This window comes from Halioglobus sp. Uisw_031 (assembly GCF_047729875.1).
Lineage (GTDB): Bacteria > Pseudomonadota > Gammaproteobacteria > Pseudomonadales > Halieaceae > Marimicrobium.
This window is the reverse complement of sequence record NZ_CP159826.1, coordinates 2,466,262-2,485,517: the sequence shown is the minus strand read 5'-3', so window position 1 is coordinate 2,485,517 and position 19,256 is coordinate 2,466,262. Positions and strand designations below refer to the sequence as shown.

General features: G+C 53.6%; 16 protein-coding genes. 14 read left to right on the top strand and 2 right to left on the bottom strand.

The annotated features are described in order from the left end of the window. Positions 1-74 precede the first annotated feature (74 nt). Complete coding sequence (locus ABXT62_RS11250; RefSeq protein ID WP_415355384.1) at positions 75-722, top strand: Crp/Fnr family transcriptional regulator; 648 nt, start codon at positions 75-77, stop codon at positions 720-722. 151 nt (positions 723-873) lie between these two features. Here the strand turns inward: ABXT62_RS11250 and xseA are convergent, their stop codons facing one another. Further along, on the bottom strand, positions 874-2,199 hold the full coding sequence (gene xseA, locus ABXT62_RS11245) for an exodeoxyribonuclease VII large subunit (protein ID WP_415355383.1): 1,326 nt from the start codon (positions 2,197-2,199) through the stop codon (positions 874-876). Between the two features lie 200 nt (positions 2,200-2,399). Between xseA and guaB the strand changes: the two genes are divergently transcribed. The 3 genes from guaB to tadA all read left to right on the top strand — a co-directional run bounded on the left by guaB (position 2,400) and on the right by tadA (position 6,015). Further along, positions 2,400-3,869 (top strand): IMP dehydrogenase, encoded by a 1,470-nt coding sequence (gene guaB, locus ABXT62_RS11240; protein WP_415355382.1) that lies wholly within the window; start codon positions 2,400-2,402, stop codon positions 3,867-3,869. Between the two features lie 105 nt (positions 3,870-3,974). Beyond that, positions 3,975-5,552, top strand: a complete 1,578-nt coding sequence (guaA, locus tag ABXT62_RS11235; RefSeq protein ID WP_415355381.1) for a glutamine-hydrolyzing GMP synthase — start codon at positions 3,975-3,977, stop codon at positions 5,550-5,552. A gap of 4 nt (positions 5,553-5,556) precedes the next feature. Then, positions 5,557-6,015 carry a tRNA adenosine(34) deaminase TadA gene (gene tadA, locus ABXT62_RS11230; RefSeq protein WP_415355380.1) on the top strand — a complete coding sequence of 153 codons (459 nt, stop codon included), beginning with the start codon at positions 5,557-5,559 and terminating at the stop codon, positions 6,013-6,015. Between the two features lie 47 nt (positions 6,016-6,062). On the opposite strand, the gene mltF is transcribed toward tadA, so the two are convergent. Continuing rightward, positions 6,063-7,514: a membrane-bound lytic murein transglycosylase MltF gene (mltF, locus tag ABXT62_RS11225; protein WP_415355379.1), complete on the bottom strand. Its 1,452-nt coding sequence runs from the start codon at positions 7,512-7,514 to the stop codon at positions 6,063-6,065. 118 nt (positions 7,515-7,632) lie between these two features. Between mltF and purL the strand changes: the two genes are divergently transcribed. The 10 genes from purL (at position 7,633) to hscB (ending at position 19,256) form a co-directional block, all read left to right on the top strand. Continuing rightward, the gene (purL, locus tag ABXT62_RS11220; protein WP_415355378.1) at positions 7,633-11,526 is read left to right on the top strand and encodes a phosphoribosylformylglycinamidine synthase; all 3,894 of its coding nucleotides are present in this window, start codon (positions 7,633-7,635) and stop codon (positions 11,524-11,526) included. 115 nt (positions 11,527-11,641) lie between these two features. Next, on the top strand, positions 11,642-13,522 hold the full coding sequence (secD, locus tag ABXT62_RS11215; RefSeq protein ID WP_415355377.1) for a protein translocase subunit SecD: 1,881 nt from the start codon (positions 11,642-11,644) through the stop codon (positions 13,520-13,522). Continuing rightward, the gene (secF, locus tag ABXT62_RS11210; RefSeq protein WP_415355376.1) at positions 13,519-14,433 is read left to right on the top strand and encodes a protein translocase subunit SecF; all 915 of its coding nucleotides are present in this window, start codon (positions 13,519-13,521) and stop codon (positions 14,431-14,433) included. The genes secD and secF overlap by 4 nt, the downstream gene beginning before the upstream one ends. 21 nt (positions 14,434-14,454) lie before the next feature. Further along, positions 14,455-15,249 (top strand): inositol monophosphatase family protein, encoded by a 795-nt coding sequence (locus ABXT62_RS11205; protein ID WP_415355375.1) that lies wholly within the window; start codon positions 14,455-14,457, stop codon positions 15,247-15,249. A 104-nt stretch (positions 15,250-15,353) separates the two neighbouring features. After that, complete coding sequence (gene trmJ / locus ABXT62_RS11200) at positions 15,354-16,100, top strand: tRNA (cytosine(32)/uridine(32)-2'-O)-methyltransferase TrmJ (protein ID WP_415355374.1); 747 nt, start codon at positions 15,354-15,356, stop codon at positions 16,098-16,100. A gap of 96 nt (positions 16,101-16,196) precedes the next feature. Next, positions 16,197-16,700 carry a Fe-S cluster assembly transcriptional regulator IscR gene (iscR, locus tag ABXT62_RS11195; RefSeq protein ID WP_415355373.1) on the top strand — a complete coding sequence of 168 codons (504 nt, stop codon included), beginning with the start codon at positions 16,197-16,199 and terminating at the stop codon, positions 16,698-16,700. 41 nt (positions 16,701-16,741) lie between these two features. Then, a complete protein-coding gene (locus ABXT62_RS11190; protein ID WP_415355372.1) occupies positions 16,742-17,956 on the top strand; it encodes an IscS subfamily cysteine desulfurase in 1,215 nt (404 codons plus the stop codon). 22 nt (positions 17,957-17,978) lie between these two features. Further along, positions 17,979-18,362, top strand: a complete 384-nt coding sequence (gene iscU / locus ABXT62_RS11185) for a Fe-S cluster assembly scaffold IscU (RefSeq protein ID WP_415355371.1) — start codon at positions 17,979-17,981, stop codon at positions 18,360-18,362. Position 18,363: 1 nt separating this feature from the next. Then, positions 18,364-18,687 carry an iron-sulfur cluster assembly protein IscA gene (iscA, locus tag ABXT62_RS11180; RefSeq protein WP_415355370.1) on the top strand — a complete coding sequence of 108 codons (324 nt, stop codon included), beginning with the start codon at positions 18,364-18,366 and terminating at the stop codon, positions 18,685-18,687. Positions 18,688-18,710: 23 nt separating this feature from the next. After that, positions 18,711-19,256, top strand: coding sequence for a Fe-S protein assembly co-chaperone HscB (gene hscB / locus ABXT62_RS11175; protein WP_415355369.1), 546 nt, complete (start codon positions 18,711-18,713; stop codon positions 19,254-19,256).

Here is a 19,256-nt window from a genome sequence, read left to right as displayed (position 1 = left end):
GCTCTCAAGGGTGCGTTTTGCTAAAACTTTGAGGTACTATCTATAGCACTGAGTATAGGGATTAGGTGTACTAAATGTTGCAGCAAGTTGAAATATTTCGGGGCCTGGCGGCGGAAGAGCTGAATGCGTTGGTCGCCAGTAGTACAAGTCGGTCGTTTCCTAAAAATACAGTGGTTATCCATGAAAACGATCCGGCAGATTCGCTATTTGTGATTGAAAGCGGCAAGGTTAAGGTTTACTGCAGCGACAAAAACGGCAAGGAGTTCATTATGAACACTCAGGCCGCCGGAGATTATTTCGGTGAGTTGGCTCTGCTAGATGACTCGACACGCTCTGCCTCTGTTCGCACGGTAGAAAAGTCCAGTTTTTGTATTATCTACAAGGAAGACTTTAACCGGGTGTTGGATAATCATCCGAATATTGGTCGCCAATTGGTGCGCAATCTCGCACAGCGTGTGCGCAAATTGACGGCTGATGTCAAAAGCCTTGCCCTGCAGGATGTTTATGGCCGTGTGGCCAATGTCTTGATGGACCTTTCTGAAGAGCGCGGTGACGGCTCTCTCTATATACCCGAGAAACTGACGCAGCAGGATATTGCCGACCGTGTGGGTGCGTCACGAGAGATGGTGGCCCGAATCCTCAAAGATCTCACGATTGGTGAGTACATAAGGTTCGAGGGTCGGCACATTATTATTAATTCCCGATTGCCGGCGAAGTATTAGGCAGTTTTTATTTGTTCCTGCCCGAGTTGCGGTAATCCCGCTTTGGTTTGAAGCCCAGGTCTTCTTGCCGGTTCACCGTCGCCGCGCTGGCTCCGTTTGAGTCATTTGCGATGCCTCTATAGCCCAAGGGCGTAATGTGGGTGCTCTCAGCTCAATCTACACGCTTGACCGTTAGGCCTAGACGGCCGTTGGCCACTCTGGCCTCAATTTCATCCCCAATTGAAACGCTGCCAGCTTCCCGAACCACCAAGCCGTTACTGTCCGTCACAATTGCGTAACCGCGCTGCAGCGTGCCTAGTGGGCTCAGGGAGTCAAGCATCTGCGCCATATGGGTCAGCCGATTTCCGCAGTCCTGTAAACGCTGCCGCATGGCAGTCTCCAGCTGTTTCCGGCGGAGCAGGGTGTCGCGTTGTAGCTGTTCTAGTCGGGGGAGCGGTGATTGCGCCATGACGCGGTTTTCCAGGAGTGCTACTGCTCCACGATGTCTCAGCAACACGTTTTTTTGGGCCAGTAGCAAGCGCTGCTCGAGCTCATCGAGGCGCTGAGCACGCTCCCGAAGCTGCGCTCCGGGGTGTTTCAAGCGCTGACTTAAGTGAGTGAGGTGGGTTGTCACAGCGGCGAGCTTGCGCTGGATCGCGCGCACTAAATTCCCCTCTGTTGTTTGCAGACGCTGCTGCCACTCGTGCTGGTCAGGGCTCAAGAGTTCCGCGGCTGCCGATGGGGTGGCGGCCCGACGATCTGCGGCCATATCGGCAATACTAAAGTCCACTTCGTGCCCGACGGCGCTGACGACAGGTAATTCACTGGCGGCGATGGCGCGAGCGACTATTTCCTCATTGAACGCCCACAGATCCTCGAGTGAGCCACCACCGCGACCTATAATCAGCGCATCTAACTGTATTTTGCCTTCCTTTTGCCACCGATTCGCCCGGTCAATGGCGCTGGCGATCAGTGCTGCCGCACCTTCGCCCTGCACAGGTACGGGGAGCAGGAGCACATCGATTGCTGGGCAACGTCGCTTAAGAATAGTGAGTATGTCGTGAATAGCGGCACCGGTGGGGGAGGTAATGACACCCAGATGTGATACAGATGTGGGCAAGGGCTGCTTGCGCACTGATTCAAACAGCCCTTCTGCCAGTAATTTGGCCTTGAGTTGTTCAAATGCGGCCTGCAGTGCCCCAGCACCGGCGTGCTCCAGGTGTTCGACAATTAACTGAAACTCACCTCGGCCTTCATAGAGTGATACCCGGCAACGCAGGCGTATAGCGTCTCCATTTGAGGGTGTAAACTTCACTCGCTGGTTGCGATTTTTGAACATCGCGCAACGCACCTGGGCGTTGCCATCCTTCAAAGAGAAGTACCAATGTCCGGAGGAAGGGGCAGCAAAGTTACTGATTTCGCCCTCGACCCAGACAAAGTCAAAGTGACTGTCCAGCAGCGTCTTGGCCTGCCTGTTGAGCTGGCTGACAGTGAGCATCGGGGGTGTGTTACTAGATGTAAATGGGGTGCTCAATGGACGGTGGACTCAGCTTTGTCTTTTTCTTGATCGGGCAGTGTACTTTATTCCGTTTTAAAGCGCATTCGCTTGCTTTCTGACGCTCTGCTAATTGTGATCCTGTGCACTTGTATTTATACTTGCGGGTTCTATTCATCCTCACTAGCTGGAGAGCCACCCTTATGCTGCGTATTGCTCAGGAAGCCCTTACTTTTGACGATGTGCTATTGGTTCCAGGCTATTCTGAGGTCGTTGCTGGCGACGTATCACTGTGTACGCAGCTCACGCGTGGTATCAGTCTGAATATCCCTCTTGTCTCCGCCGCCATGGATACGGTGACCGAGTTTCGCCTGGCTATCGCTCTTGCCCAAGAAGGCGGTATCGGCATTATCCACAAAAGCATGACGATCGCCGAACAGGCGGAACAGGTTCGAAAGGTTAAAAGGTTCGAGAGTGGTGTTGTAAAGGACCCCATTACTATTCAGCAAGGGGCCACTATCACCGAACTGATTGCTCTAACGGGCGCTCATGGCATATCCGGTGTGCCTGTGCTTAACGGCGAGGATCTTGTGGGTATTGTGACGCGTCGCGATGTGCGCTTTGAATCTAACCCACAAAAGCTGGTCTCCGCTATTATGACGCCTCGCGATAAACTGGTGACGGTGAAGGAGGGCGCTGATCTGGCCCAAGTGCAGGAGCTGCTCCATCGACACCGTATTGAGAAAGTGCTGGTGGTTAACGATGCCTTTGATCTGTGCGGCATGATCACGGTGAAGGATTTCGATAAGGCTGAGAGCTTCCCCCTTGCGTGCAAAGACTCCTACGGTCATCTCCGTGTGGGGGCGTCGATTGGCACTAGTGCGGATACGGATGACCGGGTAGAGGCGCTGGTTGCTGTGGGTGTTGATGTGCTCGTGGTGGATACGGCGCACGGACATTCACGCAATGTGATCAACAGAATCAAAATGATCAAGAAATGCTTTCCCTCGGTGCAGGTGATCGGTGGCAATATCGCGACTGCCGCTGCCGCGGTTGCTTTGGCAGAGGCCGGTGTGGATGGCGTCAAGGTGGGTATCGGCCCCGGCTCCATTTGTACTACGCGCATCGTCACCGGTACCGGGGTGCCTCAGATCACCGCTATCTCCGACGTAAGTCAGGCGCTTAAAGGAACGGGTATCCCCGTTATTGCTGACGGCGGTATCCGATTCTCAGGCGACATTGCGAAGGCGATTGTGGCAGGAGCACATTCGATCATGGTCGGTAGCATGTTTGCCGGTACCGAAGAGGCCCCGGGAGAAGTGGAGCTCTACCAGGGTAGAACCTATAAAGCCTATCGAGGAATGGGCTCTTTGGCCGCGATGTCCCAGACACAGGGCTCCTCTGATCGCTACTTTCAAGACACCAGCAGAGGCGCAGAAAAGCTCGTTCCGGAAGGTATCGAGGGTCGTGTCCCCTATAAGGGACCGGTCTCCAGTATCATTCATCAATTAATGGGAGGCGTGCGCTCTGCGATGGGGTATACAGGCAGTGCGTCCATGGAAGCCATGCGCACCGAGCCTGAATTCGTGCGCGTCACCAGCGCCGGCATGGCTGAGAGCCATGTGCACGACGTGTCGATTACCAAGGAAGCGCCGAACTATCCGGTAAGTTAGGGCTTTGAGTAACGTCATTACCGACTCTGTGTCGGTTGCGGCACACTTGCCGGCAGTGGTAGCTGCTGGATTAGTGATCATCCGATTTTTCAGTCAGGACACACCATGAGCGCAGACATTCACGCCCAGAAAATCCTTATCCTGGATTTTGGTTCGCAATACACGCAATTGATTGCCCGACGGGTTCGGGAAGTGGGTGTGTACAGTGAAATTCGGGCTTTTGACGTGAGCGAAGAAGATGTGCTGGCGTTTAATCCTAGCGGGATCATCCTGTCGGGCGGACCAGAGTCAGTGGCTCACGAAGGATCCCCGCGGGCCCCGGACTGCGTCTTCACGTTGGGCGTACCCGTGCTTGGGATATGTTATGGCATGCAGACTATGGCCGTGCAATTTGGTGGCACAGTGGTCGGTTCATCTGTTAGCGAGTTTGGCTACGCCCAGATAACGCAGGTTGGCAATGGCAGATTGTTGCACGATATCTACGATCATTCCGCCGAGGATGGCAGAGGTCTGCTGGATGTGTGGATGAGTCACGGAGATAAAGTGGTGGAGCTACCGCCGGACTTCGAATTGATGGCTGAAACCCCGAGCTGTCCCATCGCGGGTATGGCACATAAAGACAAGCCCTTCTTCGGGATCCAGTTTCACCCTGAGGTGACCCATACCTTACAGGGTGCTCGTATCTTCGAACACTTTGTACTTGAGCAGTGTGGCTGTGAGGTGCTTTGGACACCCGCCAACATTGTTGACGACGCTATCGCCCGTGTAAAAGCCCTGGTAGGTACAGACAAGGTACTGTTGGGTTTGTCAGGCGGTGTGGATTCGTCCGTAGTGGCGGCCCTGTTGCATCGCGCAATTGGCGATCAGCTGACCTGTGTGTTTGTGGATAACGGATTACTTCGTCTGGATGAAGGCGACCAGGTGATGGAGATGTTTGCGCGCAATATGGGGGTAAAGGTCTTGCGCAGGGATTGTGATGAACTATTTCTAGGCAGACTAAAAGGCGTTTCTGATCCTGAAGCTAAACGCAAAGTCATCGGTAATACCTTCATCGATGTGTTCGACGAGGAAGCAGGGAAACTGACAGGGGTGAAGTGGCTGGCTCAGGGCACAATCTATCCCGATGTCATTGAGTCCGCTGGAGGCAAAAACGGCAATGCCCATAACATCAAGTCGCACCATAATGTAGGTGGACTGCCAGATGATATGAGTTTTGAACTGGTAGAGCCGTTGCGTGAATTGTTCAAGGATGAAGTGCGCAGGATAGGCCTAGAACTCGGCCTGCCCTATGACATGGTGTATCGCCACCCCTTTCCCGGTCCGGGCTTGGGCGTTCGGATTCTGGGCGAAGTGAAGAGGGAGTATGCCGACCTATTGCGCTTGGCAGACGCCATTTTTATCGAGGAATTACACCGAGACGATTATTACCATAAAACCAGCCAGGCCTTTGCCGTTTTCCTGCCGGTGAAGTCAGTGGGTGTGGTCGGTGATGCGCGCCGCTATGAGTATGTTATTGCACTGCGGGCAGTAGAGACCGTGGACTTCATGACTGCGCGATGGGCGCACTTACCCTATGAATTACTCGAGCGCACGTCGAATCGTATTATTAATGAGATTTCCGGTGTTTCCCGCGTGACGTACGATATCAGCAGTAAACCCCCTGCAACTATTGAGTGGGAGTAATGGAGTGTCATCGGCTGTAAGCCATGAGGATTGGATGCGCCGTGCTTTGGCGCTGGCAGATCGTGCTGCCAATGAAGGCGAAGTTCCGGTCGGTGCTGTTGTAGTGCGCGATGGGCAGTTGCTGGGAGAGGGTTGGAACCAAGTCATTGCAACACAAGATCCCAGTGGTCATGCAGAGATTGTTGCTTTGCGCGATGCCGCTCGATCCCTTGGTAACTATCGTCTGTCGGGAGCAACCCTGTATGTCACGTTGGAGCCCTGCACCATGTGTGCCGGAGCGCTGGTGCATGCCCGCATCGCACACCTGGTATTTGGCGCTAAGGAGCCTCGTGCGGGTGTGGTGTGTAGCGCCTGTTCGTTACTAGACGAGCCCTGGTTTAACCACCAGATGAGTTGGCAGGCTGATGTGCTGGCAGAGGAATCCAGTGCTCGCCTGCGAGCGTTTTTTAAGGCGCGGCGCTAGTCAATCTATCGCGGCTTAACACTGACAAAAACCCGCCAGTTAGAATTTTAAAAGGTCTGCAGCCGAAAATTGTTTATTCCTTCGGGGAAATAATCTTCACTATGCAGTGGCGGTGTCGGTTGGTTGTCGGGAATATCTTGCCAGACGAGAATGCTGTAGTAATGGCGGATGTTCTGCACCAGAGTAACGGCTTCTTTTCCACGAGCGTAGCCGTAACGTGTTTTTTTATAGTACTTGGACTCCTGTAAAAGCGGCAATCTTTGCATCACATCCTGCCACAGATCTGGGTTGCTGCCCTGGCGTTGAGTGATTACCCGCGCATCCTCCAGATGACCTAGACCGATGTTGTAGGCCGCCAGCGCCATCCAGGTTCGATCTGGCTCCTGTAATCTTTTGGGCAAGCGTCGCTTCAGGTCCTTCAGGTATCGAGCGCCACCGCGAAGGCTCTGATTAACGTCCAGGCGATTCTCTACCCCCAACTCTCTGGCCGTTGGTTTTGTCAGCATCATCATGCCGCGTACGCCGGTAGGGGAGGTGGCGTTTGGATCCCAGCGCGACTCTTGATAGGCCATTGCCGCCAGCAGGTGCCAGTCCATCTGATATTCTGTGGCAACTTGTCGGATGAGCCTGCGGTACAGCGGCAAAGTTTGCCGCATGTTCTGGGTAAACACGTGTGCGCTGATGCGCGATACACCATCGCTATGTCCAAAATGTTCTTCCCGCAGCCGCGCCATCGTTCCATCACTGTTCAGGCGTTCTAAGAAGGTGTTGATGAATGTGATGAGATGCGTGTTGTCGGTGTCAGGCGCCAGATACCACACCATATCCTGTTCTTCATAAAGGTCAAAGGCGACTTTCTGGCGTGGGTAGAAGCTTTGCTGGACAGCAAACTCATTGGAGTCGACGATGGCCACATCTGCCTGCCCTAATTTGAGTAGTTCCAGTAATTGCATGGTGTCTGCCTCATCTATCTCCTCCCATGTTAGGTCGGCAGCCTCATTTTTTTGCAGCGTGTGTAACGTGTCGACGTGGCTGGACTCTGCCAGAACAACAATATCCATTGTGGTTAGGTCCGAAACGCTGCGTGGCCTGAAATTGCCTGCGACATAAACAACCTGTGGCGTAAGCTGGCTATAGGCAATCGAATGGGGGTAGCGTGCTGCTCGACCTTCCGTAAGGGTGAGTCCTGCCGCTGCGATATCAGCATCCTTGTCGCTCAGCTGTGTGAAAAGGTCATACAGGTTGAAGGCGGTTTTGATCCTCAACGCGACACCCATCTCTTCTGCCAGCAGACCCGTTAGAGCATACTCAAAGCCGGTGGGGCCGTCTTTGGCTAGGTAATAAGTGGTGGGGCTGTTGCGGCTCACCACGACCAATTCTCCCTCTGATTGGATTTTATCAAACGAGTCCTGTGCGTCACAGCCAAGCAGCATGCACAGCGACGTTATGATCAGTATTATTGTGTACAGCTTCATGTCTCCCATTCTAGCGGCACCCATGAGGCGCTCCCAGTCTTAATTAGCGTGGTAATTGGGTGTAATTTCGGTTATCGGAGAGAGATCAAATGCAGTACACTGACGCTTCTCTCAAATGCCTCCTTTTGGAGTTCTTCACAGCATGTTATCTCTGCGCGGTGCTCCCGCTCTATCCGAATTTCGCCTGAAAAAACTGGCACAAAGAATCTCGGAGATCCATCCCGACATCCAGATTCTGCGGGCCGAATTTGTCCACTTTGTGCAGTTACACCGTCCCCTGACGGAGCAGCAACAGAAAATACTGGCCAGTCTACTCACGTATGGACCCTCATTGCCCACCACTGGGGAGGAAGCGCTGGCAAACGCCACCTTATTGCTGGTTGTCCCTAGGCCGGGCACTGTCTCTCCCTGGTCTAGCAAGGCCACTGATATCGCCTACAACTGTGGTCTCCAGGAGATTGAACGGTTGGAGCGAGGTCTGGCTTGGCATTTCAGCCTACCCGCAAAGCTCACTGCATCGGAACGCCAAGCCCTCGAGGCGCTTGTGCATGATCGAATGACGGAAACGATTCTTTCCGCAATGGAGTCTGCTCAGCAGTTATTTGAGCATGCAGCTCCTCGTCCAATAGCGACGGTGGATGTGCTTAGTAATGGTCGCGATGCGCTACTGGAGGCGAACCGTACCCTTGGACTGGCTCTCGCCGATGATGAAATAGACTACTTATTGGAGTCGTTCATTGCTCTGGGGCGAAATCCCAGCGACGTTGAGTTGATGATGTTCGCGCAGGCCAATTCGGAGCATTGTCGCCACAAAATATTTAACGCCGATTGGACCATCGACGGCACACCACAGGCACATTCACTGTTCGGTATGATTCGCAATACCAATGCGTGTGGCGGTGAGAATGTGCTCTCGGCGTACTCTGATAATGCGGCTGTGGTGGCGGGTCCCGTTGCGGGACGGTTTTATCCAGACCCACAATCCTGTGAATACAGTGCCTCTCAGGAGAGTATTCACCTGTTAATGAAAGTTGAGACCCACAATCATCCGACGGCAATCGCGCCGTTCTCGGGGGCGGGAACAGGTGCTGGTGGCGAGATTCGCGACGAGGGTGCGGTCGGGCGCGGTTCCAAGCCAAAAGTCGGCCTGATGGGTTTTTCAGTGTCTAATCTCAATATTCCCGGTTTTGAACAGCCATGGGAGGTTGAGTATGGCAAGCCCGGTCGAATCGTCAGTGCTCTAGAGATCATGTTAGAGGGGCCCATTGGCGCCGCGGCGTTCAATAACGAGTTTGGTCGCCCCAATCTTTGTGGCTACTTCCGCAGCTTTGAATTGACAGCGCCGGGTGCCAGCGCAGCGGAAATACGGGGCTACCACAAACCCATCATGATTGCCGGTGGCTATGGCAATGTCCGTCAGGAGCATGTGGAGAAAGGAGAATATCGAGCGGGGGCCAAGTTGATTGCGCTGGGCGGCCCCGCAATGCTAATCGGTCTGGGTGGGGGTGCCGCTTCATCCATGTCTAGCGGACAAAGCCACGCAGATCTTGATTTTGCTTCTGTGCAACGGCAAAACCCGGAGATGGAGCGCCGTTGTCAGGAGGTTATCGACCGTTGCTGGCAGTTGGGCGAGAACAACCCCATTGCCTTTATTCATGATGTGGGTGCGGGTGGGTTGTCCAATGCCTTTCCCGAACTGGTGAAGGACGGTGGCCGTGGCGGGCGTTTTGAGTTGCGTGCTGTGCCAAATGATGAGCTGGGTATGTCACCACTAGAGATTTGGTGTAACGAATCTCAGGAGCGTTATGTGATGGCGGTGGAGCCAGAAAATCTGGCGAGTTTTGAAGCGATTTGCGAGCGTGAACGTTGTCCTTTCGCCGTCGTCGGTGAAGCAACAGAAGCAATGCATTTGCAACTTACCGACAGTCAATTTGGGAATGTGCCGGTGGATATGTCCATGTCTGTGCTGTTTGGCAAGCCGCCGCGCATGAGTCGTGAGATTCGTCGGCAGACTATTGAGCACGATGCACTGCATCTGGATATTTCGGTGCAAGAGGCGGTGGAACGTGTTTTGCAGGTGCCCAGTGTCGCGAGCAAGAATTTTTTAATTACCATTGGTGATCGTTCCGTGACGGGTATGGTGGCTCGCGATCAGATGGTCGGTCCTTGGCAGGTCCCTGTGGCGGATTGCGCGGTGACAACGGTATCCTACGATTCATTTGCTGGAGAAGCCATGGCCATGGGCGAGCGCACTCCGCTAGCACTGATAAGCGGCCCTGCCTCCGGGCGTATGGCGGTTGCCGAAGCAATCACCAATATTTGCGCGGCGGCGATTGGGGATATCCGAGATATTAAGTTGTCGGCCAACTGGATGTGTGCCGCTGGATACGGCGCTGAGGACGAGATTTTATTTGACACAGTGCGGGCAGTCGGCATGGAATTTTGCCCCGAGCTGGGAATTACTATCCCGGTGGGTAAGGACTCTATGTCTATGCGCACCACCTGGAAAGAAGGGGGCGAGAATAAATCCGTGACCGCCCCCATGTCGCTGATCGTCTCTGCATTCTCGCCGGTGATCGATGCGCGTCTCTCAGTGACCCCGCAGCTGAACCCTGAGGCTGATGCGCTTCTTGTCCTGTTGGATCTTGGTCGCGGAGCCAATCGAATGGGGGCTTCTGCCCTGGCTCAGGCCTGCGGGCAGACGGGCAATACAGTGCCGGATATAGATAGCGCAGCGGACCTCAAGGCATTTTTCACGCTGGTGCAGCGCTACTTGGCCAAGGGCCAAATGATGGCCTATCACGACCGTTCTGATGGCGGCTTGTTGACGACATTGTTGGAGATGGCGTTTGCCGGTCGCTGTGGCTTAGAGATAGAGCTGTCAGAGCTGCCCGGTGGCGCGCTGGAAAAATTGTTTAATGAGGAAGCCGGAGCGGTATTGCAAATCGCTACATCGCAGCTGCATGATTTTCAACAACAGGCGGCAGAGTTGGGTCTGGACGATTGCCTGCACGTGATCGGGCGGGCGGTGATAGGTGATGCGGTTAGCGTGGCAGATGGGGCTCAGGTTTTTCTGGATAGCCGAGCGCGTTTGCAGCAACTTTGGGCACGCACGAGCTATGAGCTGCAGGCCCTGCGCGATAATCCCGAGTGTGCTTTAGAAGAGTATCAGCGGCACACCGCGGAAGACTCCGGGCTGTCAGTGGGCTTGAGTTTTGATGTCAATGAGGATATCAGCGCCCCTTACATCGCAACCGGAGTTCGCCCGCGTATAGCCGTGTTGCGAGAGCAGGGTGTCAATGGGCATGTTGAAATGGCAGCCGCTTTTCACCGAGCAGGCTTTGCGCCATTCGATGTGCATATGAGCGACCTTCTCAGTGGGCGCGTCGACCTGAAGCAGTTTAAGGGCCTGGTGGCCTGCGGTGGCTTCTCATACGGTGATGTATTGGGTGCCGGTGAAGGCTGGGCAAAGAGCATTTTGTTCAATGAGTCGGTGCGTGCTGGGTTCAGTGCATTTTTTGAACGTGAAGATACCTTTACTCTCGGTGTTTGCAACGGTTGTCAGATGGTCTCTGCGCTTAAGGAATTGATTCCCGGTGCTACGCTGTGGCCACGCTTTGTGCGTAATCGCTCTGAACAATTTGAGGCGCGGCTGGCGTTGGTTCGAGTCGAGTCCAGCCCTTCGATTTTGTTGTCGGATATGGCAGGCTCGCACCTGCCTATCGCAGTGGCGCATGGAGAGGGTCGTGCTCAGTTTGCGAGTACCCAGTCACAGAGGGATTGTGTAGCCAGTGGTGCGGTGGTGTTGCGCTATATTGAAAACGACCTTGCGCTGGCAGATCGGTATCCCGCTAATCCTAATGGGTCTCCAGCGGGCATCACGGGTCTAACCAGTGAGGATGGCCGTGCCACGATCATGATGCCGCATCCAGAACGGGTTTATCGCACGATCCAGCATTCCTGGACACCTCCCCAATGGGGCGAGGATGGAGGCTGGTTGCGGATGTTTCGTAACGCCCGCCGCTGGCTGGGATGAGCGTGATGCCGAAACGCCCCTTGTGGCCGCGGCCTGTTAATTTATAATGGCGCACTTTTTTACGTGGGCGCGCACCGCATTGAGCGCCCGAATTTTTTTCAGTTAGAGCGACACTATGTTAAATAAGTACCCACTGTGGAAATACCTCCTCGTGCTGTCTGCGTTGCTCCTCGGCCTGTTCTATGCGGCGCCCAACTTGTATGCGCCGGACCCGGCACTGCAGATTGCCGGACAAAGCAGCTCACAGCAGATTGACGATAAAACCTTGCGTCGAGCATTAAATGCGCTGGATGAGGCGGGGATCGCCTATTTTGGGCAAACTATTGATGTTAATGGTCGTCAGGCTCTGTTGCGTTTAGAAGATGCAGATCAGCAATTGGTAGCACAGGCCAGAGTCTCTCGCGCCTTGGGGGATGGGTTTATCGTGGCGCTCAACCTGGCTCCGACAACGCCAGACTGGCTTAGCGATTATGGCGGTCAGCCGATGAAATTGGGTCTGGATCTGAGTGGTGGCGTACATTTCAAGCTCGAAGTGGATGTTGACGCAGCGGTAGAGCGCCGTATGGAGTACTTCGTCAATGATACCAAGCGGGCGTTGCGAGAGGATCGTATTCGTGGGCTTGTCAGGCTCAATTCTCAGGGGAAATTAGAGGCACGCTTTCAAACTGAGGCATTGCGCGAGCAAGCGCGGGAGATTATTGCAGAGAACAGCCCGGAGCTGGAGATCGAACGTGTCGAGGAGGGCGATAGTTGGAATCTGTTAGCCGCGATGTCGCCGCAGGCCCGCGACGAAATTGAGAGTTACGCTGTCAGCCAGAATCTGACCACGTTGCGCAACCGGGTTAATGAGTTGGGGGTGTCTGAGCCACTGGTACAACGTCAGGGCAAGAACCGTATTGTGGTTGAGCTGCCGGGCATTCAGGACACAGCGGAGGCCAAACGTATTTTGGGCAAAGTGGCTAACCTCGAGTTTAGGTTGGTGGCTAATAGGGATGCCGCGCAGTCCGATAAACAGCGTTTTGAGTACCGCAGTGCTGACCGCAGCGGCTCGAGTGAGTGGTTAGAGCGCGATGTCATTATCACCGGGGAACGGGTTTCAACCGCGCAGGCCAGCTTTGACCAGAACGGGCAGCCCAACGTGCAGATCAGCCTGGACAGTGAGGGGGGCACATTGATGTCTCGAGCCACCCGCAACAATATTAAGCGTCGCATGGGCGTGTTGTTCATCGAGCGTAAGTATCGTACTCGCTATGAAGTCGATGAGGAGGGCGCCGAAGTCATTGTGAAGGTCCCCTACGATGAAAGAAAGATACTCACGGCTCCGGTTATCCAGTCAGCCCTTGGTGCGCAGTTTCAGATCACCGGTCTCGACAATCCACTGGAATCTTCGGAGTTGGCCTTGATGCTGCGTGCCGGGGCGCTAGCAGCGCCCATCACCTTTGTCGAGGAGCGCACCGTTGGGCCGTCTTTGGGTGCAGAAAATATCCGTCTTGGCGTGCGGTCCGTCTATTACGGTTTGACGCTAGTGCTGCTGTTCATGGTGCTGTACTACCGAGTTTTTGGCGTTGTGGCGGTGATTGCGCTGACCTCTAACTTGATTTTACTGGTGGCCGTGATGTCGATGCTGGGGGCCACGCTGACGCTCCCCGGTATAGCGGGTATTGTGCTAACGGTGGGTATGGCAGTGGACGCCAATGTGTTGATTTTTGCTCGAATACGGGAGGAGCTAGTCAATGGACTGTCACCGCAGATGGCGATCCACTCGGGCTTTGGGCGTGCATTCACCACTATTCTTGATGCCAACCTTACGACCCTGATTGTTGCGGTCATCCTCTATGCCGTGGGTACTGGGCCGATTAAGGGCTTTGCAGTGACGTTGTCGGTCGGTATTTTGACCTCTATGTTCACGGCAATACTGGGGACGCGCGCTCTCATTAATCTTGTCTATGGCGGGCGCCGTGTGCGGAAATTATCGATCGGGGGCAATCAGTCATGAAAGTGATTAATTTTATGGGCCAGCGTAAGCTGGCGGTATTATTTTCAGGGTTGCTGCTGCTGGTATCCATTTTTTCTCTGGCGACGAAGCAGCTTAACTGGGGATTGGACTTTACCGGCGGTACATTGGTAGAGATTCATTACAGTGCGACTGCAGATCTTAATGCGATTCGCAGCACCCTAGAGACTCAGGGCTATGCCGGCTCTAGCGTCATGAGTTTCGGCAGCGATCAAGATGTGTTGATCCGTTTGCCACAGGGCTATTCTGACGCGGAGGGTACGGCGCTGTTGAGCTTGCTCCAGGAGACTTTTGTCGGCGATGTGGAGCTTCGCCGTATGGAGTTCGTCGGTCCGCAGGTGGGCGACGAGCTGCGCGAGCAGGGAGGTCTGGCCATGCTGCTGGCAATAGGCTTAGTGACACTCTATGTTGCGTTTCGTTTCCAGTTAAAGTTCGCTCTCGGCGCGGTCGCGGCTCTGTTGCATGACGTGATTATTACGTTGGGCTTTTTCTCTTTGACGGGTATGGAGTTTAATCTCACGGTGCTGGCCGCGATATTGGCGGTGGTGGGTTACTCCATTAATGACACGATTGTTGTCTTTGATCGCATTCGAGAAAATTTCCGTAAGCTCCGTCGTGCGGGGCCCGTTGAAGTGGTGGATATCTCCATTAGTGAAACGCTGGCACGAACACTGGTAACGTCGGGTACAACGTTGATGGTCGTGCTCGCGCTCGCTATTTTTGGTGGTGAAATGATTTTCGGTTTTGCCGTCGCTCTAATAGTGGGTATTTTGATAGGTACGTATTCGTCGATCTATGTGGCTTCTGCCTGGACGCTGATGATGGGAGTGACGAAGGAAGATCTCATGCTCCCTATCAAGGAAGGCGCTGAGCAGGATGACCTTACACCCTAACTTAGTTCTCAGGAAAGACACATGGAACCGATGATTAAAATTGCGCTTCGCGCTGCTCGTAAAGCCGGTGAAAACATCGTGCGAGCGTCTGATGAGCTCCATCGCTTTGAAGTAAAAGCCAAAGGGGTTAACAACTTCGTAACGGAGGTTGATCTCAACGCCGAGCAGGAAATTATTTACCAACTGCAGAAGGCGTACCCCGATCACGCTATTTTGGGGGAAGAGAGTGGCTTTATCGGGAGTGAGGATGCGGAGTATCGATGGATCATCGACCCGCTTGATGGCACCACCAACTTTATTCGCGGCATTCCTCACTATGCTGTCTCAATAGCCTGTATGTATCGGGGGAAACTTGAGCACGCCGTGATTGTTGATCCGGTTCGGCAAGAGGAGTTCACCGCATCGAGAGGACGTGGCGCGCAGCTTAATGGTCACCGAATTCGTGTGAGCGACCTTGCGAATCTGGAAGGCGCTTTGTTGGGGACAGGTATTCCATTCAAGAATCACTGCGATGACAAGCTGGAAGCTTACAGTAAATCGATCGAAGTTCTCGCGTCTCAGTGTGCCGGTATCCGCCGCGCTGGTGCCGCATCACTGGATTTGGCTTATGTTGCGGCAGGTCGTCTGGACGCATTCTGGGAGATCGGGCTATCGTCTTGGGATATGGCGGCCGGGGTGCTGCTGGTGCGCGAGGCGGGTGGGCTGGTGGCGGACATTGACGCATCTGATAATTACTTGGATTCTGGGAATATTGTGTGCGGAAATCCTAAGTGTTTTAAAGCAGTGTTGCAGGTTGTTAAGCCCCTGTTGTCTTGAGCTTTGGCTCCTTGGTAGCTGTTGATCGCTGGTAAATTCGATTAATTCCCCTGCGATTTTCTGCTAAACTTCGCCACCTTCTCGTCGCAGCCCCGAAATAGCCAATGAACACGGACAATATTCGCATTGTATTGGTCAATACCAGTCATCCTGGCAACATTGGGGGAGTGGCGCGCGCGATGAAAAATATGGGGTTGACGCGATTGTATCTGGTCGCTCCTCGGGACTATCCGAATGAGCAAGCGGAGTGGCGTGCGGTTTCGGCCAAAGATATCCTTGATACAGCCATTATTGTGCCGACTCTCGAAGACGCGATTACAGATTGCCAGTTTGTGGTGGGCACCAGTGCGCGAGAGCGACGAATACCGTGGCCCCTTCTGGATGCTCGCCAGTGTGCTGAGCGCATGGCGCAGGCATCATCGCAAGAACAGGTTGCCGTGCTGTTCGGTCGTGAAGATCGCGGTTTGACCAACGAAGAGCTGAGAGTGTGCAATCTGCATCTCAATATTCCGACGTCAGGCGCATACAGCTCGCTGAACCTGGCGATGGCCGTGCAAATTGTTGCCTACGAGTTACATATGCTGAGATCCTCCATGGAATTACCCGTAAATGAGCTAGAACAGTGGGATAGCCCGTTTGCCTCGCAGGGGAATATGGAGCACTTTTATCAACATCTCGAAGAAACGCTTATCGATGTGGAGTTTTTGGACCCGACGGCACCGCGCCAGCTAATGTCTCGTCTGCGCCGCCTGTACACTCGGGTGCGATTAGATGAGATGGAGCTTAATATTCTGCGGGGAGTCCTTAGCGAGACTCAAAAATGGGTAAAACGCGCGCGCAAGGGGTCTTAATCGAGCCGCTTTACCCGACAAAAATAGTCGGACTAATAGTTGACCAATTTGGTAGGTTATTGCATACTTCTTAACGTTGATGCGCGAGGGTAAAGGATGCGACTGACAACAAAAGGGCGATATGCGGTAACTGCAATGCTTGATCTTGCATTACACAGCAGCGATCAGCCTGTTAGCTTGGCCGATATTTCGGGGCGACAAGATATATCATTGTCCTATCTGGAGCAGCTGTTTTCTAAGTTGCGGCGCAACAGTCTAGTGAGCAGCGTGCGAGGCCCTGGCGGTGGATACCGCTTAAGCCGAGGCGGCCACGATATTTTTGTGGCACAGATTATCGACGCGGTAAACGACACGGTTGATGCCACAGGGTGTGGCGGCACAGCTGACTGCCAGCAGGGCGAGGTATGCTTAACTCACTATCTGTGGTGCGACCTAAGCGATCAAATTCACGGCTTCTTGAGCGAGATCAGCTTGTCTAATCTGCTTGAGAAAAGGGAAGTGCAGACGATTGCGGCGCGGCAGGATGCGCGCAGTCATAAGAGTCACAGCTTACCTGTGACAGAAATCAGGGGTGATACACTACCCGTGACAGAAATTTAGGCAGGCGCTGAACGCGCAACAGTTCATGGAGCAATAGCAGTATGGAAAAACCTATTTATTTTGATTATCTGGCAACGACTCCAGTTGATCCTCGTGTGGTAGAAAAGATGGTCCATTGCTTGTCTATCGAAGGCAATTTTGGCAATCCGGCATCGCGCTCGCATCTTTACGGCTGGAAGGCGGAAGAGGCGGTGGAAAATGGCCGTCGTCAAGTCGCCGACCTGATCAAAGCAGACCCCAGGGAAATTGTTTGGACCTCAGGTGCCACCGAGTCGGATAACCTTGCAATCAAGGGCGCGGCTCACTTCTATGTGAAGAGGGGTAAGCATATTGTCACCTCCAAAATTGAACATAAGGCTGTTCTTGATACGTGTCGACAGCTAGAGCGAGAAGGCTTTGAGGTGACTTACCTCGATCCAGGTAGCAATGGTCTGATTACGCCCGAAGCGGTTAGAGCGGCATTGCGTGAAGACACCGTTTTAGTCACGATCATGCACGCTAATAACGAAATCGGCACTGTCAACGATATAGCCGGGATTGGTGAGGTGACGCGTGCTGCCGGTGTATTGTTTCATGTTGATGCAGCCCAGAGTGCGGGAAAAGTCGTCATCGACATGGAGAATATGAAGGTTGACCTACTTTCAATGTCTGCCCACAAGATGTATGGACCGAAGGGTATTGGCGTTTTGTATGTGCGGCGTAAGCCGCGGGTTCGACTCGAGGCGCAGATGCACGGCGGCGGACACGAGCGTGGTATGCGTTCGGGCACACTGCCTACCCATCAGATTGTTGGTATGGGTGAGGCCGCTCATGTTGCTCAAGAGGGCATGGAGCTCGAAGCAGTGCGCCTGAAGGCGCTGCGTCGTCGCTTTTGGGACGGCATCAAGGATATCGAGGAAGTGCATATTAATGGTGATGGTGTGCACCGTTTGCCGGGCGCGTTGAATGTCAGTATTGCCTTTGTAGAAGGTGAATCTCTGATTATGTCGCTCAAAGATTTGGCCGTTTCAAGCGGCTCAGCGTGCACATCTGCAAGTCTGGAGCCGTCTTATGTATTGCGCGCACTTGGGCTCAGCGATGAATTGGCGCACAGCTCGCTACGTTTCAGTTTTGGTCGTTTCACCACTGATGACGATGTGGATGCGGCAGTAGCACAATTGCGTACCGCGGTAGAAAAGCTTCGAGACTTATCCCCTTTGTGGGACATGTTTAAGGATGGTGTAGACTTGGACAGCATAGAGTGGGCTGCCCACTAATTCCAATTGGAGGAACAAGACAATGGCATACAGTGACAAGGTACTAGACCACTATGAAAACCCCCGCAATGTCGGGAAACTCGATGCGGATGATGAAAGCGTGGGCACCGGAATGGTGGGTGCTCCAGCCTGTGGAGACGTTATGCGTCTGCAGATTAAAGTGAACGCTGACGGCATCATCGAGGATGCTAAGTTTAAGACCTACGGTTGCGGCTCGGCGATCGCCTCGAGCTCCCTGCTCACAGAGTGGGTGAAAGGTAAAAACCTTGATGAGGCAGAGCAGATTCGCAATACGGAAATCGCCGAAGAGCTAGCGTTGCCGCCGGTCAAGATTCACTGTTCGGTATTGGCTGAAGATGCTATCAAAGCAGCAGTCAAGGACCTCCGGGAAAAACGGAGCCGTTAGCATGGGTGTTAGCATTACAGAATCTGCAGCGAAGCACGTTGCAGGGCAACTCGTGTCCCGAGGTAATGGGCTGGGTATTCGTCTGGGAGTAAGGACGTCGGGCTGTTCTGGTATGGCATACGTGCTTGAGTTTGTTGACGAAGTACAGGTAGAAGATCAGGTGTTTGAGGACCATGGTGTGAAGGTATTTATCGATCCCAAGAGTATGGTTTATTTAGACGGTACGGAGCTAGATTTCGTGCGCGAGGGATTGAACGAAGGTCTGCAGTTCCGCAATCCCAACGTCTCCGCTGAGTGCGGCTGCGGTGAGAGTTTCACCGTTTAAGTTAGGCGATGTGATACTCTGGTATGTCCTTACCTGAATTCCAAAAAAATTATTTTCAGTTGTTCGATCTGCCAGAGGACTTTGCGCTGGATCAGGCGCAACTGGGCAAACGCTATCGACAGTTGCAGAAAGAGTTGCATCCTGATCGTTACGCTAGCGGCTCCGCTCATGAGCAGCGACTGGCGGTTCAGTATTCTGCCCTGATCAATGAAGCCTACGCCACACTGCGTAAAGCACTTCCTCGTGCGCTTTATCTGCTTGAGTTGGCGGGCATGAGCAAGGAAGACATTTCGGGTCAGCAGATCGACGGTGGTTTTCTCATGGCGCAGATGGACTTGCGTGAGAAACTAGTGTCGTTGGCCGAGATGGTCGATCCGGCGACTGCACTGGAGCACCTAGTCACTGAAATCGGTGTAGACGTCAACCAATTGCGTGACCAGTTTTCTTGCGCTTACGCTGCGGGCGAACTATCCGCTGCTGCTAGCGCCTGCGTTAAATTGCAATATCTGGAAAAACTGCTGCTGGAAGCTGAGCAGATGGAGTCCAGATTGATAGACAATCAGACTTAA

What these genes read in the sequence shown, in the direction of transcription:
- ABXT62_RS11250 (WP_415355384.1), top strand. Translation starts at nt 75, where the DNA reads ATGTTGCAGCAAGTTGAAATATTTCGGGGCCTGGCGGCGGAAGAGCTG.
- xseA (WP_415355383.1), bottom strand. Translation starts at nt 2,199, where the DNA reads ATGCTCACTGTCAGCCAGCTCAACAGGCAGGCCAAGACGCTGCTGGAC.
- guaB (WP_415355382.1), top strand. Translation starts at nt 2,400, where the DNA reads ATGCTGCGTATTGCTCAGGAAGCCCTTACTTTTGACGATGTGCTATTG.
- guaA (WP_415355381.1), top strand. Translation starts at nt 3,975, where the DNA reads ATGAGCGCAGACATTCACGCCCAGAAAATCCTTATCCTGGATTTTGGT.
- mltF (WP_415355379.1), bottom strand. Translation starts at nt 7,514, where the DNA reads ATGGGTGCCGCTAGAATGGGAGACATGAAGCTGTACACAATAATACTG.
- purL (WP_415355378.1), top strand. Translation starts at nt 7,633, where the DNA reads ATGTTATCTCTGCGCGGTGCTCCCGCTCTATCCGAATTTCGCCTGAAA.
- secD (WP_415355377.1), top strand. Translation starts at nt 11,642, where the DNA reads ATGTTAAATAAGTACCCACTGTGGAAATACCTCCTCGTGCTGTCTGCG.
- secF (WP_415355376.1), top strand. Translation starts at nt 13,519, where the DNA reads ATGAAAGTGATTAATTTTATGGGCCAGCGTAAGCTGGCGGTATTATTT.
- ABXT62_RS11205 (WP_415355375.1), top strand. Translation starts at nt 14,455, where the DNA reads ATGGAACCGATGATTAAAATTGCGCTTCGCGCTGCTCGTAAAGCCGGT.
- trmJ (WP_415355374.1), top strand. Translation starts at nt 15,354, where the DNA reads ATGAACACGGACAATATTCGCATTGTATTGGTCAATACCAGTCATCCT.
- iscR (WP_415355373.1), top strand. Translation starts at nt 16,197, where the DNA reads ATGCGACTGACAACAAAAGGGCGATATGCGGTAACTGCAATGCTTGAT.
- ABXT62_RS11190 (WP_415355372.1), top strand. Translation starts at nt 16,742, where the DNA reads ATGGAAAAACCTATTTATTTTGATTATCTGGCAACGACTCCAGTTGAT.
- iscU (WP_415355371.1), top strand. Translation starts at nt 17,979, where the DNA reads ATGGCATACAGTGACAAGGTACTAGACCACTATGAAAACCCCCGCAAT.
- iscA (WP_415355370.1), top strand. Translation starts at nt 18,364, where the DNA reads ATGGGTGTTAGCATTACAGAATCTGCAGCGAAGCACGTTGCAGGGCAA.
- hscB (WP_415355369.1), top strand. Translation starts at nt 18,711, where the DNA reads ATGTCCTTACCTGAATTCCAAAAAAATTATTTTCAGTTGTTCGATCTG.